This is a genomic window from Paraburkholderia megapolitana (genome assembly GCF_007556815.1).
Classification (GTDB): domain Bacteria; phylum Pseudomonadota; class Gammaproteobacteria; order Burkholderiales; family Burkholderiaceae; genus Paraburkholderia; species Paraburkholderia megapolitana.
On record NZ_CP041743.1, the window covers coordinates 1,858,604 to 1,874,900 of the forward strand.

The 16,297-nt window shown below is 61.3% G+C and carries 16 protein-coding genes; 10 read left to right on the forward strand and 6 right to left on the reverse strand.

The genetic code is table 11. The features are described from left to right. Positions 1-61: 61 nt before the first annotated feature. Positions 62-928 (reverse strand): MBL fold metallo-hydrolase RNA specificity domain-containing protein, encoded by an 867-nt coding sequence (locus FNZ07_RS07815; protein WP_091015213.1) that lies wholly within the window; start codon positions 926-928, stop codon positions 62-64. Between the two features lie 172 nt (positions 929-1,100). On the opposite strand from FNZ07_RS07815, the gene FNZ07_RS07820 reads away from it, so the two are divergent. Further along, a complete protein-coding gene (locus FNZ07_RS07820; RefSeq protein ID WP_170275687.1) occupies positions 1,101-1,694 on the forward strand; it encodes a flavodoxin family protein in 594 nt (197 codons plus the stop codon). A 205-nt stretch (positions 1,695-1,899) separates the two neighbouring features. Then, positions 1,900-2,223 carry a hypothetical protein gene (locus tag FNZ07_RS07825; protein ID WP_091015218.1) on the forward strand — a complete coding sequence of 108 codons (324 nt, stop codon included), beginning with the start codon at positions 1,900-1,902 and terminating at the stop codon, positions 2,221-2,223. A gap of 183 nt (positions 2,224-2,406) precedes the next feature. Here the strand turns inward: FNZ07_RS07825 and fnr are convergent, their stop codons facing one another. The 5 genes from fnr to FNZ07_RS07850 all read right to left on the reverse strand — a co-directional run bounded on the left by fnr (position 2,407) and on the right by FNZ07_RS07850 (position 8,063). Beyond that, entirely contained in the window at positions 2,407-3,147 is a 741-nt protein-coding gene (gene fnr / locus FNZ07_RS07830; protein WP_091015857.1) for a fumarate/nitrate reduction transcriptional regulator Fnr, read from the reverse strand. Positions 3,148-3,458: 311 nt separating this feature from the next. Continuing rightward, positions 3,459-4,109: a response regulator gene (locus tag FNZ07_RS07835; RefSeq protein WP_091015220.1), complete on the reverse strand. Its 651-nt coding sequence runs from the start codon at positions 4,107-4,109 to the stop codon at positions 3,459-3,461. After that, positions 4,106-6,184, reverse strand: a complete 2,079-nt coding sequence (locus FNZ07_RS07840) for a sensor histidine kinase (RefSeq protein WP_091015860.1) — start codon at positions 6,182-6,184, stop codon at positions 4,106-4,108. The genes FNZ07_RS07835 and FNZ07_RS07840 overlap by 4 nt, the downstream gene beginning before the upstream one ends. A gap of 439 nt (positions 6,185-6,623) precedes the next feature. Then, positions 6,624-7,115: a universal stress protein gene (locus FNZ07_RS07845; protein ID WP_409373375.1), complete on the reverse strand. Its 492-nt coding sequence runs from the start codon at positions 7,113-7,115 to the stop codon at positions 6,624-6,626. Between the two features lie 108 nt (positions 7,116-7,223). Continuing rightward, complete coding sequence (locus FNZ07_RS07850) at positions 7,224-8,063, reverse strand: universal stress protein (RefSeq protein WP_091015227.1); 840 nt, start codon at positions 8,061-8,063, stop codon at positions 7,224-7,226. 209 nt (positions 8,064-8,272) lie between these two features. On the opposite strand from FNZ07_RS07850, the gene FNZ07_RS07855 reads away from it, so the two are divergent. From FNZ07_RS07855 to FNZ07_RS07890, 8 genes are all read left to right on the forward strand, one after another. Further along, the gene (locus tag FNZ07_RS07855; protein ID WP_091015229.1) at positions 8,273-8,842 is read left to right on the forward strand and encodes a hypothetical protein; all 570 of its coding nucleotides are present in this window, start codon (positions 8,273-8,275) and stop codon (positions 8,840-8,842) included. Beyond that, positions 8,832-9,578: a beta-ketoacyl-ACP reductase gene (locus FNZ07_RS07860; protein WP_091015231.1), complete on the forward strand. Its 747-nt coding sequence runs from the start codon at positions 8,832-8,834 to the stop codon at positions 9,576-9,578. The genes FNZ07_RS07855 and FNZ07_RS07860 overlap by 11 nt, the downstream gene beginning before the upstream one ends. Before the next feature lie 250 nt (positions 9,579-9,828). After that, complete coding sequence (locus tag FNZ07_RS07865; RefSeq protein WP_091015234.1) at positions 9,829-10,866, forward strand: zinc-dependent alcohol dehydrogenase family protein; 1,038 nt, start codon at positions 9,829-9,831, stop codon at positions 10,864-10,866. Between the two features lie 42 nt (positions 10,867-10,908). Next, positions 10,909-11,169, forward strand: coding sequence for a UDP-glucose 4-epimerase (locus FNZ07_RS07870; protein ID WP_245811575.1), 261 nt, complete (start codon positions 10,909-10,911; stop codon positions 11,167-11,169). A 411-nt stretch (positions 11,170-11,580) separates the two neighbouring features. Next, positions 11,581-12,105 (forward strand): Csu type fimbrial protein, encoded by a 525-nt coding sequence (locus FNZ07_RS07875; RefSeq protein WP_091015239.1) that lies wholly within the window; start codon positions 11,581-11,583, stop codon positions 12,103-12,105. Positions 12,106-12,120: 15 nt separating this feature from the next. Continuing rightward, entirely contained in the window at positions 12,121-12,867 is a 747-nt protein-coding gene (locus FNZ07_RS07880) for a fimbrial biogenesis chaperone (RefSeq protein ID WP_091015243.1), read from the forward strand. Positions 12,868-12,941: 74 nt separating this feature from the next. Continuing rightward, on the forward strand, positions 12,942-15,293 hold the full coding sequence (locus tag FNZ07_RS07885; protein WP_091015862.1) for a fimbria/pilus outer membrane usher protein: 2,352 nt from the start codon (positions 12,942-12,944) through the stop codon (positions 15,291-15,293). Next, on the forward strand, positions 15,263-16,252 hold the full coding sequence (locus FNZ07_RS07890; protein ID WP_407670682.1) for a Csu type fimbrial protein: 990 nt from the start codon (positions 15,263-15,265) through the stop codon (positions 16,250-16,252). The genes FNZ07_RS07885 and FNZ07_RS07890 overlap by 31 nt, the downstream gene beginning before the upstream one ends. Positions 16,253-16,297 lie beyond the last annotated feature (45 nt).

Sequence of the window (16,297 nt, forward strand, 5' to 3'; positions counted from 1 at the left end):
CGTCGGGAAGCTGCACAACGCGCAGCACACCCGTATGGCTTGCGATGAAATGGCGGGCGATCTACACCGCGTCGAGATGGACCTGCAGCGCGGCACGACCTGCTATCGGTCGTTCCTCCAGCTCGACGCTTTGTTGCGGGGCAGGTACTTCGCAGCACCACCCCAGCGTTTCCGTGATCTGGCGGCGCAGCGCGTTGACCGCGGAGGGTTCGCCGTGAGTGATAAAGGTGCGTGCCGGTGCGTCCGTCATTGAACCGAGCCAGCTAAGCGTGTCGCTGTAGTCCGCATGCACGGAAAGCGATGGAATCGATTCGACGACCAGATAATCGGCATGTATGGGCGCCGACGGCGCGCGGATGAGGGAGGCCTGCGGACGGCGCAGATCGCCCGAGAACGCGAGTATGGTCTGGCGCCAGCACAGTACGACGCTTGCAGCACTGAGAATGTGCCCTGCCGGTAAAAACCTGAAGCACATCGCGTCGTTAAGTGCGATGGGCGTGTCGAATTCGTGCGGCCTGAGAAGCTGCAGCGCGCGCTGCGCATCGTCGGGCGCATATAACGGCAGTGCGGGGCGTTGTTTCGAATCGCCGTGACGACACGCAAAACCGGTTTCCTCTTTGGAAAATGTTGCGTTGTCGTCCAGCATGATGCCGCACAGGTCGGCGGTGCCCGGCGTGCAATACACGGGGCCACGGTATCCCTCGCGGACGAGCGCGGGCAGATACCCGCTATGGTCGATATGTGCATGCGTGAGGATGACTGCGTCGAGGCTGTCGACGGCTGTCGGAAAGGGCTTGCAGCTACGTGCGCGACGGTTTTCTGCTCCCTCGAAGAATCCGGAGTCGATCAGGATCCGCAAACCCGCTCCTTCGAGGAGGTATCGGGAACCGGTGACCGTTTCCGTTGCACCGAGAAAAGTAAGTTTCATGGAAACTCCCGTTGAACCTGATGAGACACCTGACATCGCAGGCGGTACAGACTCTATTCAAGCGCAACGGGTGTGGCGCGGCTTGACCTGGATCATCGATCACAAAGATGCGAAGCCTATCTTTGTTCAAGTGCGCCCGCGGTTTGACGGAGCGCCGCAACGGAGACCAGCCATGCCGGACGCGCCCAGATTTCTCGTCATCTACTATTCGCGCGAGGGGGTGACCAGCCGCCTCGCGGAGCGGCTCGCCGCCGAATTAGGCGCAGACATCGAACCGATTCGCGAGTGCGTGCCACTGCGGCATCGTCCCGGTTTCATTGGCTACCTGGGCTCGCTGATCGACGCAGTTCAGCGCAAGCCCGCGTGTCTCGTCGCCACCCGGCACGACCCGGCCGCATACGACATCGTTGTCGTCGGCACACCGGTCTGGGCAGCCCGTGCCAGTGCGCCAGTGGCGACGTGGCTTGCCGCGCACAGGCAGCAGCTACTGCATGTCGCATTTTTCTGTAGCAAGGGGGAGCCGGATGCAGAAGCGGCGTTCGAACGGATGCGCGAAATCGTCGGCAAGGCGCCGGTCGCGACCTGCTCCATTTCCGCAAGCGCTATGCGTGACGGAGCAGCCCCCGACATACTCGGTACCTTCGCGAGGAAGATACGCAGTCGGCTGGCGATTATGGAGGCGGTGGATCGAGCGTCGGCCGTAGGTGCGCATGCAGGTCGAGGCTCGCGTCGCACAGTGCGCAGCATGTCGCTGCGCGGCAGCTAGCCGGCGAGCGTTCGCGCTCCCTCCTGCCGGACGGCCGTGCCGCTGAGTGGCGCGCCCCGTTCCGACGTGCGAATGAGGCTGATTGATGCACGTCAACACCATTCTCCGGCAGTAGACGATGATTGTATCCAGGGCCTTTGGTGAGTGGGTCTACCGCGCCGCATCGGCCGATACCCCTGGCTGAATGGATTTCGGGAGAAGTGAAATGGGAGTCGGCATGCATATCGTCTATCTGGGCTTCGCCGGTTCCATACCGATCGAGGCTGAGGCCGGCGTGCAGCTCGTGCGCCTCGAGCGCTTCGCAGGCGTACTGGCCGGGTGTCATCTGGCGATCGAAGCGTTGAAAACCCCGACAGGCCAGACACTGTACGACGCTCGTCTCGACCTGATGACCCGAGTGGATGGTTTCACTCCGATCGGGCATTGCTCGAGTCCCGATCCCAGGGAGGCTGTGCGGCAGGCATTCGATGCGGCAGAACGACTTCTGGGTGATGCGAACAGGGAGCTGCGACGGTCCGCCACTGAATGATTGCGGTGCGCTACGCCGACGACCAGGCGCCACGGCCACATGTTGTGACTCGATGGGGCGAGAATCGCGTAGCGAAGCGCAGTTTGCCGCAGAGGTTTTCGTGCGGATCGAGGACCATGCGCAGCGAGGCCCGGATCTTATGCGGGGAGCCGCCCCCTTTGTTATCGACGCTGTCGGCGCAACTCATACCTGCTCGAGCCCCTCCAGATCGACGATGCGAATCTCTTTGCCGTGCGTGTCGATCAGGCGGTCACGCTGAAACTTCGAAAACATCCGGCTTACGGTTTCGAGCTTCATCCCGAGATAGCAGCCAATTTCTTCGCGCGTCATCCGCAGGTTGAATTCGGCGGCCGAGTAACCGCGCGCCCTGAAACGTGCTGACAGATTAAGGAGGAAAGCGGCGACGCGTTGCCCGGCGGTCATCGTACCGAGTAGCATCATCAAGTCCGATTCGCGGACGATCTCGCCGCTCATCATCCGGTGAACATGACGCTGCATCGAGCGCATTTCGCGGCAGATGGCTTCGAGCTGCGCATAGGGAATAATGCACACGACGCTGTCTTCCAGTGCAATCGCGTCGCCGTTGTGGCGATCACTGCAGACGCCGTCAAGTCCGAGCGTTTCGCCGGAAATCTGAAAACCCGTGACGTGCTCCTGGCCATCGCGGTGCATGACCACCGTCTTGAACGATCCGGCCCGGACCGCATAGAGGCTCTGGAACGTGTCACCCGAGCGGAACAGTGCTTCGCCGCGCCGGATATGGCGAGACGAACAGATGATCGAGTCGAGGCGAGTGAGCTCGGCGGCTGTCAGATCGGGCGGCAGGCACACCGAGCGTATCGAGCAGGTCGAACAGGCACGTTTCGTCACGTCCACGAACTCGAGCGGACGCGCGGCGTGATGGGCATCGAGGGGAAATGCCATGCCGATCGGTGCATGGGACGGGCGGACTTCACCTGCGGATACGGAAAGCATGCGCGACTCCTGTCTGTCCGGCGACGTGTCGCAATGATGCTGGCGCAATCGTCCGAAACCTGTGGCTCGTGGCGTTCCTGGTGAGAAACCCCGTCAAGGTAGCCGGTTACGCCGGCATCCATGAAGCACAGTATCGTGCTTGCCACGCAGGATAGAAATCGGCCGGCATTGAAGTTGAAGTAAGCCTGGCGGAAGGCGTGTAGGGATCGTCCTACAGCCGAACCTCGAAGCAGGTTCGCAAGAATGACCGGTTGAGCTGCTCAGACCTCGTCTTCGTCGTCGTCGAGCAGCTTATGGCGCATGGCATAGCGCACCAGCGCTGCTTCATGCGGCATCTGCATCTTTTCGAGGATGCGTGTCTTGTAGGTGCTGACCGTTTTCGCGCTGACGCATAGCTGGTGCGCGATCTCCGAAATGGTCTGTCCGGCGGCGATCCGGCGAAACACGTCGAACTCGCGGTCGGAGAGCCGCTGGTGCGGCAGCGTATCGGCCGGTTCGTTCAGGCTCTCGGCAAAGCGTTCCGCCATCGCAAGACTCACGTAGACTCCACCCGAGGCCACCTTGGCCACTGCGCCCACCAGTTCCGCGCTCGCGCTCTCCTTGGTCAGGTAGCCGGATGCGCCGGCCTTGAACGCGCGTACGGCGTACTGTCGCTCCGCGTGCATGGTCAGCACGAGGATCCGGAGGTCGGGTTTTTCGTCCTTGATCTGTTTGATCAGTTCAATGCCGTTGCGCCCCGGCATCGACAGATCGAGTACCAGCACGTGGGCGGGGGTCGAGCGGATCAGTGCGATGGTCGTCGCGCTGTCACGCGCCTCGCCCGCAACCTCGAGCCCGCTTGCGTTGCTGAGGATGTGACGCAGCCCGTCGCGCACCAGCGTATGGTCGTCAGCGATGAGTACCCTGGTCATGGGATCGGATCCTCCGCTTCAATGGCGTGCAGCGGAAACGCGACCGTGAGGGCGAAACCCCGGTCCCGCGAAGTATCGATAGTCACGGTGCCGCGTAGCATATGAGCCCGTTCGCGAATCCCGATTAACCCAAACGATTTGTCGGCGTGTGCGCCGCGCTCGATGTGCGTGCGGACGCCGGCGTCGGTGCCACGACCGTTATCGACAATGCGCAATACACAGTAGCCGCCCTCGGTTTCCAGCGTCAGGACGACGAGCGTTGCGTCGGCGTGGCGTGCAACATTCGCCAGTGCTTCCTGGACAATCCGGAACACGGTGGTCGCGCCACGCTTTGCGAAGCGAGTGTCGCCGGGATCGATGTGCCGTTCGACGTCGATGCCGTAACGGTTCGTGAAGTCATTAGCGAGCCATTCGATTGCCGGGACGAGTCCAAGATCGTCGAGCATAACTGGTCGCAGATCGGCGGCGATGCGGCGCACCGACGCAACCGTCGAGTCGATCAGCAGACGCATCGAAAGCAACTGCCCGGAGACGCTCGCGATCGCATCCGGTTGTGCGGGCGGGTGCGCATCCAGTGTCTGCTCAACCGCCGACAGATCCATCTTCAGTGCAGTCAGCTGTTGTCCTAGATCGTCGTGCAGTTCGCGGGCGATGCGAGTCTTCTCTTCTTCGCGGACGTTTTGCAGGTTGGCGGACAGATCGCGTAATTCTTCGCGGGACTGTTTGAGGGCATTGTCTGCCCGGAGCCGTTCGGTGACGTCGCGCAGCATGACGGTATAGAGCTTGCCGGTCGCGTCACGGATCTGCGATATCGAAGCTTCGATCGGAAATTCTTCGCCGTTCGCGCGCAGTCCGAACAGCACGCGCTGCCGGCCCATCAGTCGTTCCGACACGCCGGTGACGCCGAATTGCTCGACATGCCGGCCGTGGGCCTGGCGAAATCGTTCAGGAATGAAGCGCGACAGCGGTGCACCGACCGCTTCCATCGCCGATACGCCGAACACGTGCTCGGCCATGGGGTTGAAGATCACGACAGTTTGCGCTTCGTCGATCGTGATGATCGCTTCCATCGACGAGCGGATGATACCCATCATGCGTGCCTCGTTGAGTGTCGCGACGCCAGGCATGAGCATGTTTTTCGCATAGGTTGCCGTGAGCGCGTAGGCCAGCCCGGCAAGTGCGAAGGCCACGCCGATTCCCATCAGCAGAATGGTGCCGTTGACGACGTCGGCACCGGTTGCGCTCGCGCTGCCGTTTGCCGTATAGACCAGCGTCAGTGGCATGCCACCATAAGTCAGCGTATCGGTTTTCCGGAACAGCGAGGTCGTAGCGGGAGCTTCCACAGATCCGCTATCGGTAGCATAGATGAATGCGCCTGGCCGTCCCGCCTGAACGTTCAGTTCGATGCTGGGCCGCCCTGCGACGAGCGGTTCGAACAGTCGCCGCGTATCCAGCGACGCAAATAGAAAACCCCTTGGCGAAGTGCGGTGCGCTTCGGGTGAAGCAGGGACAGTGCTGCCGCTATAGCGCGGAAGGCATAGCAGCAGTACCGCTTCGTTGTCGGCCGCCGCATCGACGTCCGACGCGAAATGGACGGCGAGTGCGACCTGATTGTCTTGTGCCGCGCGCAGTAGCGCGGCATGGACGAAAGAATCCTGGTCGAAGAGATCGGGGCGTACGAGTCCACCCGCCGGCGCGAGTAGCGTCACAGAAAGGTGTCGGCCCGTGAGCGGTGAATTTCCGATGATGCCGGTCGATGCACTGGCAACATCAGCATAGCCGAGCGCACGGATCGGTAACGCGGAACTGTCCAGTTCGAGCTTCTCGACATACTGCTGCCATGCCGCGGACGTCATCGAGGGCGAGAGGTCTAGCGCGGCGCGCGCACCGTACAGCACCGTTTCACTTGCGCTGAGCAGGCGCCGCAGACGGGTGGTGACACGCTCGGTCCGGGCGTCGAAGCGGGCTTGTGCCGCTGCTTGCCACTGATGCTCGACGAACGACGTAACGGCGAATATCGCGGCCGCGCTGATGCACAGGATCAGCAGTGCCACGAGCAAAGGACGACGTCGCAGCCCAGCGGCGCGCGAACGAACCCGCCGTCCGGCTGTGTGGGCGGTGTTGCCGCTCGTGTCCTCTGGTTCGGCGCTGCTGGAAGTCACGTCGCCACCTTGATGTCCCGGAGGGCTGAGTGCGGTGCCGCCGCCTTGCAGTGGCTGCGGCACTGCTCGATCGACAGGCAATTGTGTCGCGCTTCCCTGGTTCCCGCCAATTGGGGCGCCACCGGTGTTCCGGTTGCGCGTCGAATGGCCTGATGAACGACAGACGCTGCTGGGCGGCACGATCCGGGCGACGCTGGTACCTGACCGCTTGCCCCGGCGTCATCTTCGCGAACTGGTGGAACAGGCCGCCGCGCAGGCGGTCAGGTCGCGGCGCAATGAACTCGGATGGTGATCGCACCACGTGCGTTTCTTTGCGCCCTGTCGCCGATATGGACCAGTATGCGCTTGAAACTCACGACGGTTCCTTTACGGATTCCACTGCAGTCGTTGTCCCGGCAGCGGAACGCTCGGCGGCCCGCGCGCCAACCATCAGGACCGGGCATTCGGCTATGCGAAGAAAACGTTCTGCGACACTGCCCAGGACAAGCCGCCGGATACCGCTTCGCCCATGCGTTCCCATCACAACGAGGTCGGCATTGAAGGTAGCGGCAGCGCGCAGTATGCAGTGAGCGACATCGAAGTCGGTCACGTTGGTTTCGACGATCCGGTCAATTCCTTGAACGCCATCTCGCTTCATCGACGTCAACGCGCCGTTGATTACATTCCTGCCGTCCTCGTAGAGTGTCTGGCGGATGATGCTTGCGTTAAAACCAGGTGAATCGTACGACATTAGCGGAACGTCGACGACGTAGAGCGGTTGCAGGGTAGCGCACGTTTCGCGGGCGAGCCGGAGAGCAGTGTCGAACGCGTACCCGGATGTCTTGCTGTCGTCGACGGCAACCATGATGCGTTTGTACATGTTGTATCTCACTGAGGAGGTGGCCCGGAAGACCCGGACGTCGGCTCGCAGCGGAGCGGCGCGAACCTGATGTAGACGTCGTAATGCGTAAGATCAGTGCGACATCAGCACGGGTACCGTCATCGATTTCAGGATCGTTCGGGTGACGCCGCCCATGACCAGTTCGTGCCAGCGCGCGTGCCCGTAGCACCCCATCACGAGCAGATCAGCGCCGAGATCGGCGGCCTGCGACAGCAACACGTCACCGATAGCTTCGCCGTGTGCCAGTTCAACATCGTGTACCTCGACGTTCACGCCGTGACGCGCGGTGAAAGCAGCGATATCCGAGCCAGCAATCCGGTTGGCTAACGCCCCGCTTTTTGCTTCATTGATGATCACCACAGTCGTTTTCCTCGCGCGCCGTATGAACGGTAGTGCGTCGTGGATAGCGCGCGTGGCTTCACGGCTGCCGTCCCACGCGACCATCACGTGCGTGCCGAGCGAAGAAAAGGCGCCGGCGTAAGGCATCAACAGTACGGGGCGTCCGACCGACATGATCAGATTCTCTGGAAACTGGTCGCCTACGTAGGATTCGGGGTCATCCGGATCATTCTGGCTTGCCACGATCAGGTCTGAGCAGCGGCCCGCGCGCCGGACCGCAACGCTGGCGTGTTCATTGGTCGCCGTCCAGGTACCCATCAATTCCGCGCGGGTCACTTCGGCATGAAACAGGCGCTCGAGCGCCGCGCGGCGCTCGAGCCGCGCTGGTTCGCGGTCGAGGTAGTACTCCGCGGTACCGGCCATGACATAGAGCGGCTGGGGCTGGGGCGTAAACATCGCGTAGATGCCGTCCAGATGCGCGTCGAACTGCCTGGCGAGGCGAAGTGCAAGTTCGAGTCGCGGATGCGCGTGTTCGCTCGCGTTGAGGTGAACAAGGATGCTCTTGTAGGTCATCGCACTGACTCCTGAAAAGATGGTCGGGCGCGTAAATGCGTGATCTGGAGTCTATGAGTGGCGCTGGGACGGAGGTTGACCCAGGTCAATGCACGGCGCGATCGTTTCTTTACAGTGAACCGGACTGTCGTAGCGGCGCGATTTCCATCTACCCATCACAGTGGGAGCATGCCGCTTCATCTATCGTTTCAATCCACGAGGAGCCGACCATGGTGACCGGATATACCCGTCCCTTTGAAATCTATCGCGCGAATCTGACGCTCGCGCTGCGCATGCTTTCGTTTGGCCAGGATTGGCGCCAGCGCGCCTGCACGCTCGAGAAGCTTCGGACCGAGCGCGATTTCGAGACGCTGCGTCGGACCCGCGAGGCTGCGACGACAGCCCGCGACTGGAGCGAATTCAACGCCAACATCCAGACCGCGGCGCGCGACTACTTCTCGAACAGTTCGAACATCTGGCAACAAGGCTTGGGGTTTACGGTGCACGACCAGAATGCGTTCGGTGACGCGATTCGCGAAGCGCTGCGCGGATGGCAGGCGAACTGGGGAGACCAGTGGCAACGACAGTGGCAGGAACAGTGGAAGAAGGTCGTCGACCTGAATGCAGCAGGGACCCTTGTGCGGGACTGGATGCAGCAAGTCGAACAGACGGTTTCGAGCGCGTTGGACAGTCGAGGCTTCGCGGCCGCCCACCTGGGAGATGCGCCGCCGCAGACGTCCAGTGTAACTGCCCCCGCTGTGCGAGCGGACGTGTCACGCGGAGATCAGCATGTCGGCTAGACGCGTGGCATTCGTGACCGGAGGCATGGGTGGGCTCGGCGCCGCGATCAGCCGGAGGCTGCTCGATGCAGGCATGGTCGTCGCAATGTCCCACACCGAACGCAACGACCATGTCGCGACGTGGCTGACACATGAGCTCGATGCGGGGCGCCATTTCCAGTCATTCGAGGTTGACGTGACCGAATACGATTCTTGCGCGCGCTGTGCGCAGCGCGTGCTTGCCGAGTACGGTGAGGTTGATGTCCTTGTCAATAATGCCGGCATCGCGCGCGATTCGACGTTCGAAAAAATGACGAAATCCGACTGGGATGCGGTAGTACACACGGATCTTGACGGACTGTTCAACATGACGAAACCGTTCATGGGTGGAATGATCGAGCGGGATTTTGGCCGGATCGTCAACATCGGGTCGGTGAACGGTTCGCGCGGTGCGTTCGGGCAGACGAACTATTCTACGGCCAAGGCGGGTGTCCACGGCTTTACGAAATCGCTTGCACTGGAAGTCGCGACGCATGGCGTCACGGTCAACACCGTGTCGCCGGGCTACCTTGCGACTGAGATGATCGCCTCCATGTCGAACGAAGTGATAGAAAAGCGGATCCTGCCGCAGATTCCGCTTGGCCGGCTGGGTCGACCCGAAGAGGTCGCTGCACTCGTGGCATTTCTCTGTTCCGACGATGCAGGCTTCGTCACGGGAGCGAATCTCGCCATCAACGGCGGCATGCATATGCAATGAGACGCAATTTCCTTCGCACAGCTGTGCCCGATTCCATTGCATCGCGAAGCACGAACCGTCGGGCGGACATCCCCGTATTGCCAGGCGATTGCGAGGTGTACGGCAAGTGCCGGAATCGCTCTCGGTGCGCGTGCCCGTCGCCCTGACCAGCCGGACCGACAACATAGTTTGATCTACATCAACTGGTTCTTCGTATGCGAGTCTAGAGTTTCGTCAGAGAGGAACTTTCGCTCCTGATAGAGGTTTGACGATGAAAGCACTTGTGTATCACGGGTCTGGCAGGAAATCGCTCGACGAGCGGCCGATGCCCAAACTGGCAGCAGCAACCGACGCAATCGTCAGGATGACCCGCACGACGATCTGCGGTACCGATCTTCACATCCTGAAGGGTGACGTGACGACCTGCGAGCCGGGCCGCATTCTCGGACACGAGGGGGTTGGCATCGTGCATCAGACCGGTGCCGCGGTTTCCTCGCTCAAGCCCGGCGATCACGTCCTGATCTCGTGTATCTCGTCGTGCGGCAAATGCGACTATTGCAGGCGCGGCATGTATTCGCACTGCACGACGGGTGGCTGGATTCTCGGCAACCGGATCGACGGCACACAAGCCGAATACGTGCGCATTCCTCATGCGGAGACTAGCTTGTATCCCATTCCAGCTGGCGCCTACGAAGAAGCGCTGGTGATGCTTTCCGACATTCTGCCGACCGGTTTCGAATGCGGTGTGCTGAACGGCAAGGTGCAGCCGGGCAGCACCGTCGCGATCGTCGGGTCCGGTCCGATCGGTCTTGCGGCGTTGTTGACGGCACAGTTCTATTCGCCGGCGCAGATCGTAATGATCGACCGCGACGTGAATCGTCTCGAGGTGGCTCGCCGTTTCGGCGCGACAGCGTGTGTAGACACCGGCCAGACCGACCCGGTCGATGAAGTGATGCGGCTGACGGGCGGTATCGGTGTCGATTGCGCGATCGAAGCCGTTGGTGTGCCGTCGACGTTCGAGCTCTGCCAATCGATCATTGCACCGGGCGGCGTCATCGCGAACGTCGGCGTGCACGGTGTGAAGGCGGATCTGCATCTGGAAGTGCTATGGGATCGCAACATCACGATCACGACGCGTCTGGTCGACACGGTCAGCACACCAATGCTGCTGAAAACCGTACGTTCTGGCCGGGTCGATCCCCAAAAGCTGATTACCCACCGCTTTCGCCTGGACGAGGTAGTCGAGGCGTACGACACATTTGGGCGGGCCGCAGACACGCACGCGCTGAAGGTGATTATCGAAGTGTAGTGCGTGAGTGGCGGGCGGCAGCGAATCGAAGGAGCGGCCGCGATGCAAACAGGTCCAGGGATTGCTATGGCATTGACAGGTTGTGTCCACGAGGACGACTGGTCCGTTTCAGGTGAAGCGCGCCGGACAACGGGCGGGTTCACGTGTCAGATTCGCGTTCAACATGCGATACCGGGCGGTGAATTCGATCATGCGTTCACGCAAAGTGGTGTCTTCTCGACGGAACACGAAGCGATGATCGAAGGTTTGCGGGAAGGGATGGTCTGGATCGGATTGAAGCGGGTAAATGCATTTCATCTTTAACGGGGAAATTATGCACAATGACATTTCCGATTTAGCAGTGTAAAAATGATCTTCAGGTTGTTTATTTTTTAACTTGTTAGTTCGATCAGATCGATTAAAGCACGGATCTATGGCTGTCGCCGATCGATGTCAGTCAATGCTGGCAGGCGATTCCCGCGAAATCCGTGAAGTGAGGAATCGGGCATCAAATCCATGACTTGAATTGAGGGGATTTTCGCTGTTTGCCCCGAAATTTAAAACTATCGTACGGAATCCAGAAGAATCTATCAGTTTCGACGTAATGGTCTAACCTATAAATATTAAATCCGTTTTTTATATGAGCATCTCCAGGGATTGGGCGGCCTGCGTGATCAGGAAGTAAGACCGGTCATCACCGATGCTTTGCGGTATTACTTGCCGGAGAGGCAACAAATGAACAAGCAATTTCTGTCACCCGTCTTTGCCGTGGTTCTGGCATTCGGAGCGGGCGCACCGTTAGCAAACGCCGCGACATACAGCAATGGCACAGCGACGGCGACATTCAACGTCACGCTCACGCTCCAGGCCAACTGCACCATCGCAGCGACGCCGCTGAACTTCGGCACAAGCGGCGTGCTGACCACTGCTCTCAACCAGCAAACGTCGGTCGCGGTAACCTGCACCAATACCACGCCGTATAACGTCGGGCTCGATGCCGGCACGGTTGCCGGTTCGAGCATCGCAAGCAGGCTGATGGCTGGCACCGCAACGGGCAACACTGGTACGACGGTCGGCTTCCAGCTTTATCAGGACGCGGGCAGAGCGACCGTTTGGGGCAATACGCAGGGCACCAATACCGTCGCGGGCACCGGTACCGGGTCGGCGCAGTCGATTACGGTCTACGGCCAGGTGCCGGCGCAAGCCACGCCGAAGCCTGACACGTACCAGACAACTGTCACCGCGACGGTCTACTTCTGACGGCCCGCCGCGACCATGATCAGGTTCCGTCGTTGTCTGCTTCCGCTGCTGGTTGCCGCCGGTCTGTTGTTATCCGTGTGGCCGCTGGCAGCACCTGCCGCAACACTGCAGATCTCGCCGGTGATGGTCGACATGCAGGCGGAGGAGAGTGCATCTGGCGTCACGTTGCGCAACCCGGGTGACAGCCTGCTCTACGGACAGGTGCGGGTGTTCCGCTGGGACCAGGTCAATGGCGAGGACACGTTGACACCAACCCAGGACCTGATCGCGAGCCCGCCCCTGATCCAGATCGCGGCGCAGAACGACCAGCTGGTCCGGCTCGTGCGGGTTACGCCTGGCGCTGTCGCCACTGAACAGAGCTTTCGCATCCTGATTGATGAACTGCCGCAGCCCAACGCGGCGCCGACGAACGGCGTAACGATCCGGCTGCGCTATTCCGTGCCGGTCTTCATCGAACCCGCCAGCGCGGCAGGTCAGCCCAGTCTCTCCTGGCGTCTCGTGCGAACCGGTCAGGGATGGGTGATGCACGTCGCGAACACCGGCACGAAACGCGCGCAGATCGCTGCGGTCCAGCTGGTGAGTGGCACCGGTAGCGCTTATGTGATCAACAAGGGACTGCTCGGCTATGCGCTTGCAGGACGCGCGGGCCAGTGGCAGGTGCTGCTGCCGCCCAATGCAGACCTGGGGGGCACCGTAAGGGTCCGGGCGTCAGTCAATTCGCTGCCGGTCGAAGCCGTCGTGACGGTGGAACACCCGGGCTAACCGCGCGCATTGCTTACTACTCATGTACTGCCCGGAGCCGACACCGTGCGCCAATGTCCGATCAATGCAACAAGATGCGACTGCAGGGACCCCAGATGCGCCGCCTTCGTGCAGCGCTCGCCGCGGTGTGCCTCGTCGCAGTGGGGTGTACACGGGTTTATGGACAATCGTCCCTGCTGATGGTGGATGCCAGTACGAGCATGCCGAATGAGGTAGTACTCGAAGTCGAAATCAACGGGCAACGCACTTCACTGCTCGCGCGTTTTCGTGAGCTTGACGGTCACCTTGCCGCGACGGGCAAGGACCTGAGCGATATCGGCCTGACCACCGACCGTCTTGGCATTGCAGACGCGGCGCAAGTGCAGCTCGATGCGATTCCAGGCTTGCAGTACACCTATGATGTTGCGCGCCAGGCCGTCGACCTGCGCATTCCCGACACCATGCGCAAACCCTATACGTTCGACAGCCGCTCATTGCCGAAAATACCTCCTGCGACTGCGTCGAGCGGACTGGTAATCAACTATGACGCCTTCGCGCAGAGCAACGCCGGAGAGGACCTTGCGCTGTATTCTGAAGAGCGTTACTTCAACCCTCTGGGTGTGTTCAGGAATACGGGCATCGCCTACCTGTACCGTAACGACCAGCGCTATACACGCTACGACACGTCGTGGAGCTGGTCCAACCCCGCCACTCTCGGCACGACGCAGATCGGCGACACTATTTCGTCGTCACTCGCGTGGTCGCGTTCGATCCGCATTGGCGGATTCCAGTGGCGCAGCAATTTCGCGTTGCGCCCGGACCTGGTCACCTTTCCCGTCCCCGCGCTTGCAGGGACGGCGGTCGTGCCGTCGGCGGTCGATCTGTATATCAACAATGTCCGGCAATTTAGCGGCAACGTGCCGAGTGGTCCGTTCGTCGTCAGTGACGTGCCCGGCATTACCGGTGCCGGACAGGCTACCGTCATCACGCGCGACGCGCTTGGACGCACCGTCGTCACGTCCGTGCCGCTCTATGTCGACACGCGTCTGCTGACGCCAGGACTTTCGAGCTATTCGTTCGAAGCCGGTTTTCTGCGACGCAACTACAGTCTCGATTCGTTCGATTACGACCCGCGGCCAGCGATGAGCGGATCAGTTCGCCGGGGAGTCAGTGACTCGCTGACCGTCGAAGCTCACGCGGAAGCCACCGGTGGTCTCTACAACGCCGGCGCCGGCGCGCTCGTGCGGCTTGGCATGGCAGGCGTCGTCAACGGTTCGCTCTCGGCGAGCGCGGGGCGCCTGGCCGGCACCCAGACGAGTCTCGGCTACCAGCTGGTCACCCCGCACTTTTCCGTTAGCGCTCAGACCATCCGGGCGTTCGGCAACTATGGCGATCTTGCCGCGCGCGACGGCACACCGGTACCGAGCGCGACCGACCAGGTCACGCTCGCCCTGCCGTTCCTGCGCCACCAGACATTCTCCGTGAGCTACATTGGCTTCAGGCTACCGCAGGGGCCGAGCTCGAAAATCGGCTCAGTGTCGTACACGCTGAATTTCGGCAATCTGGCGACACTCAATGTCAGTGCCTACAAGGACTTCCACGAGCGCGACTCAAGCGGCGTGTTCCTGAGCGTGAGCTTCGGCTTTGGTCACAACACATCGGTCAACGCCTCGGTCGGCCGACAGAATGGTCAATCGAACTACGACGTCAATGCGATCCGTCCGCCCGACTACGACGGCGGCTGGGGCTGGGGCGTGCAGGCGGGCGGTACGGGGCCGGTGGCATACCGTCAGGCGCAGGTGCAATATCTCGGCCGATATGGCGAGGTGACCGCGATCGGTCAGGACGTAGCGGGCCACTCGAGCATGTCGCTGGACGTGAGCGGCGCGCTCGTGCTGATGGATGGAAGTGCCGAGCTGTCGCGCCGTATCGACGATGGTTTTGCGCTGGTGTCGACCGATCGCGTCGCTGGTATCCCGGTGCTCCACGAAAACCGGTTGATCGGCACGACCGATGGTTCCGGCCACCTGCTGGTACCGGATCTGAATGCTTACCAGAACAACCAGGTCAGCATCGACAGCATGAAGCTGCCGGCCGATGCGCGGATCGCCAGCACCTCGATCGATCTCGTGCCGCAGGCGCAATCGGGTGTGCTCGCCCATTTCGGGGTGACGCGTTACAGCGCGGCATCGGTGATACTCGATGGTCCGGACGGTAAGGTCCTGGCAGCCGGCACGTCCGTGCGTCATGTGGAAAGCGGCAAGGAAACCATCGTCGGCTACGACGGACTGACCTTCATCGAGAGCCTTCAGCGCGACAACCATCTCGTGGTCAACAGCAGCACGCTGCATTGCACGGTGGAATTTGCGTATGTCCGTCCCGTCAACGGCACGCTGCCGACAATCGGGCCGCTGACATGCCATCCCGAGCCTGGAGGCCAGCCATGAGACGGATGGTGTTCACGCTGCTGCTTCTTGCCGTGATGCTCGGCGTGTCCGGCCGGGTGAGTGCGCAGACGTGCTCGGCCACCGCTTCGTCGGTCAATTTCGGCTCGGTTAGTCCAATCAGTCGCAGCGCGGTCAGCGCGACCGGCACGGTCAGTGTGACCTGCACCTGGCCCGTGATCACGCTTACACCCTACGTGCAGGTGTGCCTGAATCTGGGCGGCACCAGCCCGCGCAGCCTCGTGAACGGCACGAACCAGATGCAGTACGACCTGTATCAGGACTCGGCCCATTCACTCGCGTGGGGCTCGATCTACTACGGCACTACACCGATTCCGCTCACGCTCACCAAACCCGCGCTCGGCACCAGCGCCACCCAGTCGGTCACCATCTATGGCCAGATCGCCAGTAACCAGCCCACCGTGCCGACTGTCGGCAACAGCAGCACGATCTACACACAGACATTCGGGGGCACTTCGACATCGATCAACTACGGCTTTTATCTGCTTGGAGCGCCGAGTTGTACATCGCTCACTAGCGCCGGGGGTAGTTTCCCGTTCAGCGTGTCGGCCACCGTCGTCAACAACTGCAACATCACTGCGACGAATATCAGCTTTGCTGCTTCGAGCGTGCTGAACTCCGCGCTGAGTGCGACGGGCTCGATCACCGCGCAATGCACAAACAGCGACGCTTATCGCATTGCGTTGAACGGCGGCATCAGTGGCAACGTGGTCGCGCGTACGATGCAGCGCTCGGGTGGCGGAGGGGCGGTGAATTATCAGCTGTATACCGATGCAGCTCACACCACCACATGGGGCGACGGTACAGCTGGCACCACGATGGTCACCGCGACCGGTTCCGGTAACCAGCAGGTGATCAGCGTTTATGGCGTTGTTCCGCCGCAGACCACGCCGGCGCCGGGCAGCTATAGCGACACCATCACTGCGACGATCAGTTTCTGACCTGGTGGTGTTGACTTACCTGTATCACCGGTCAGAACATCACCG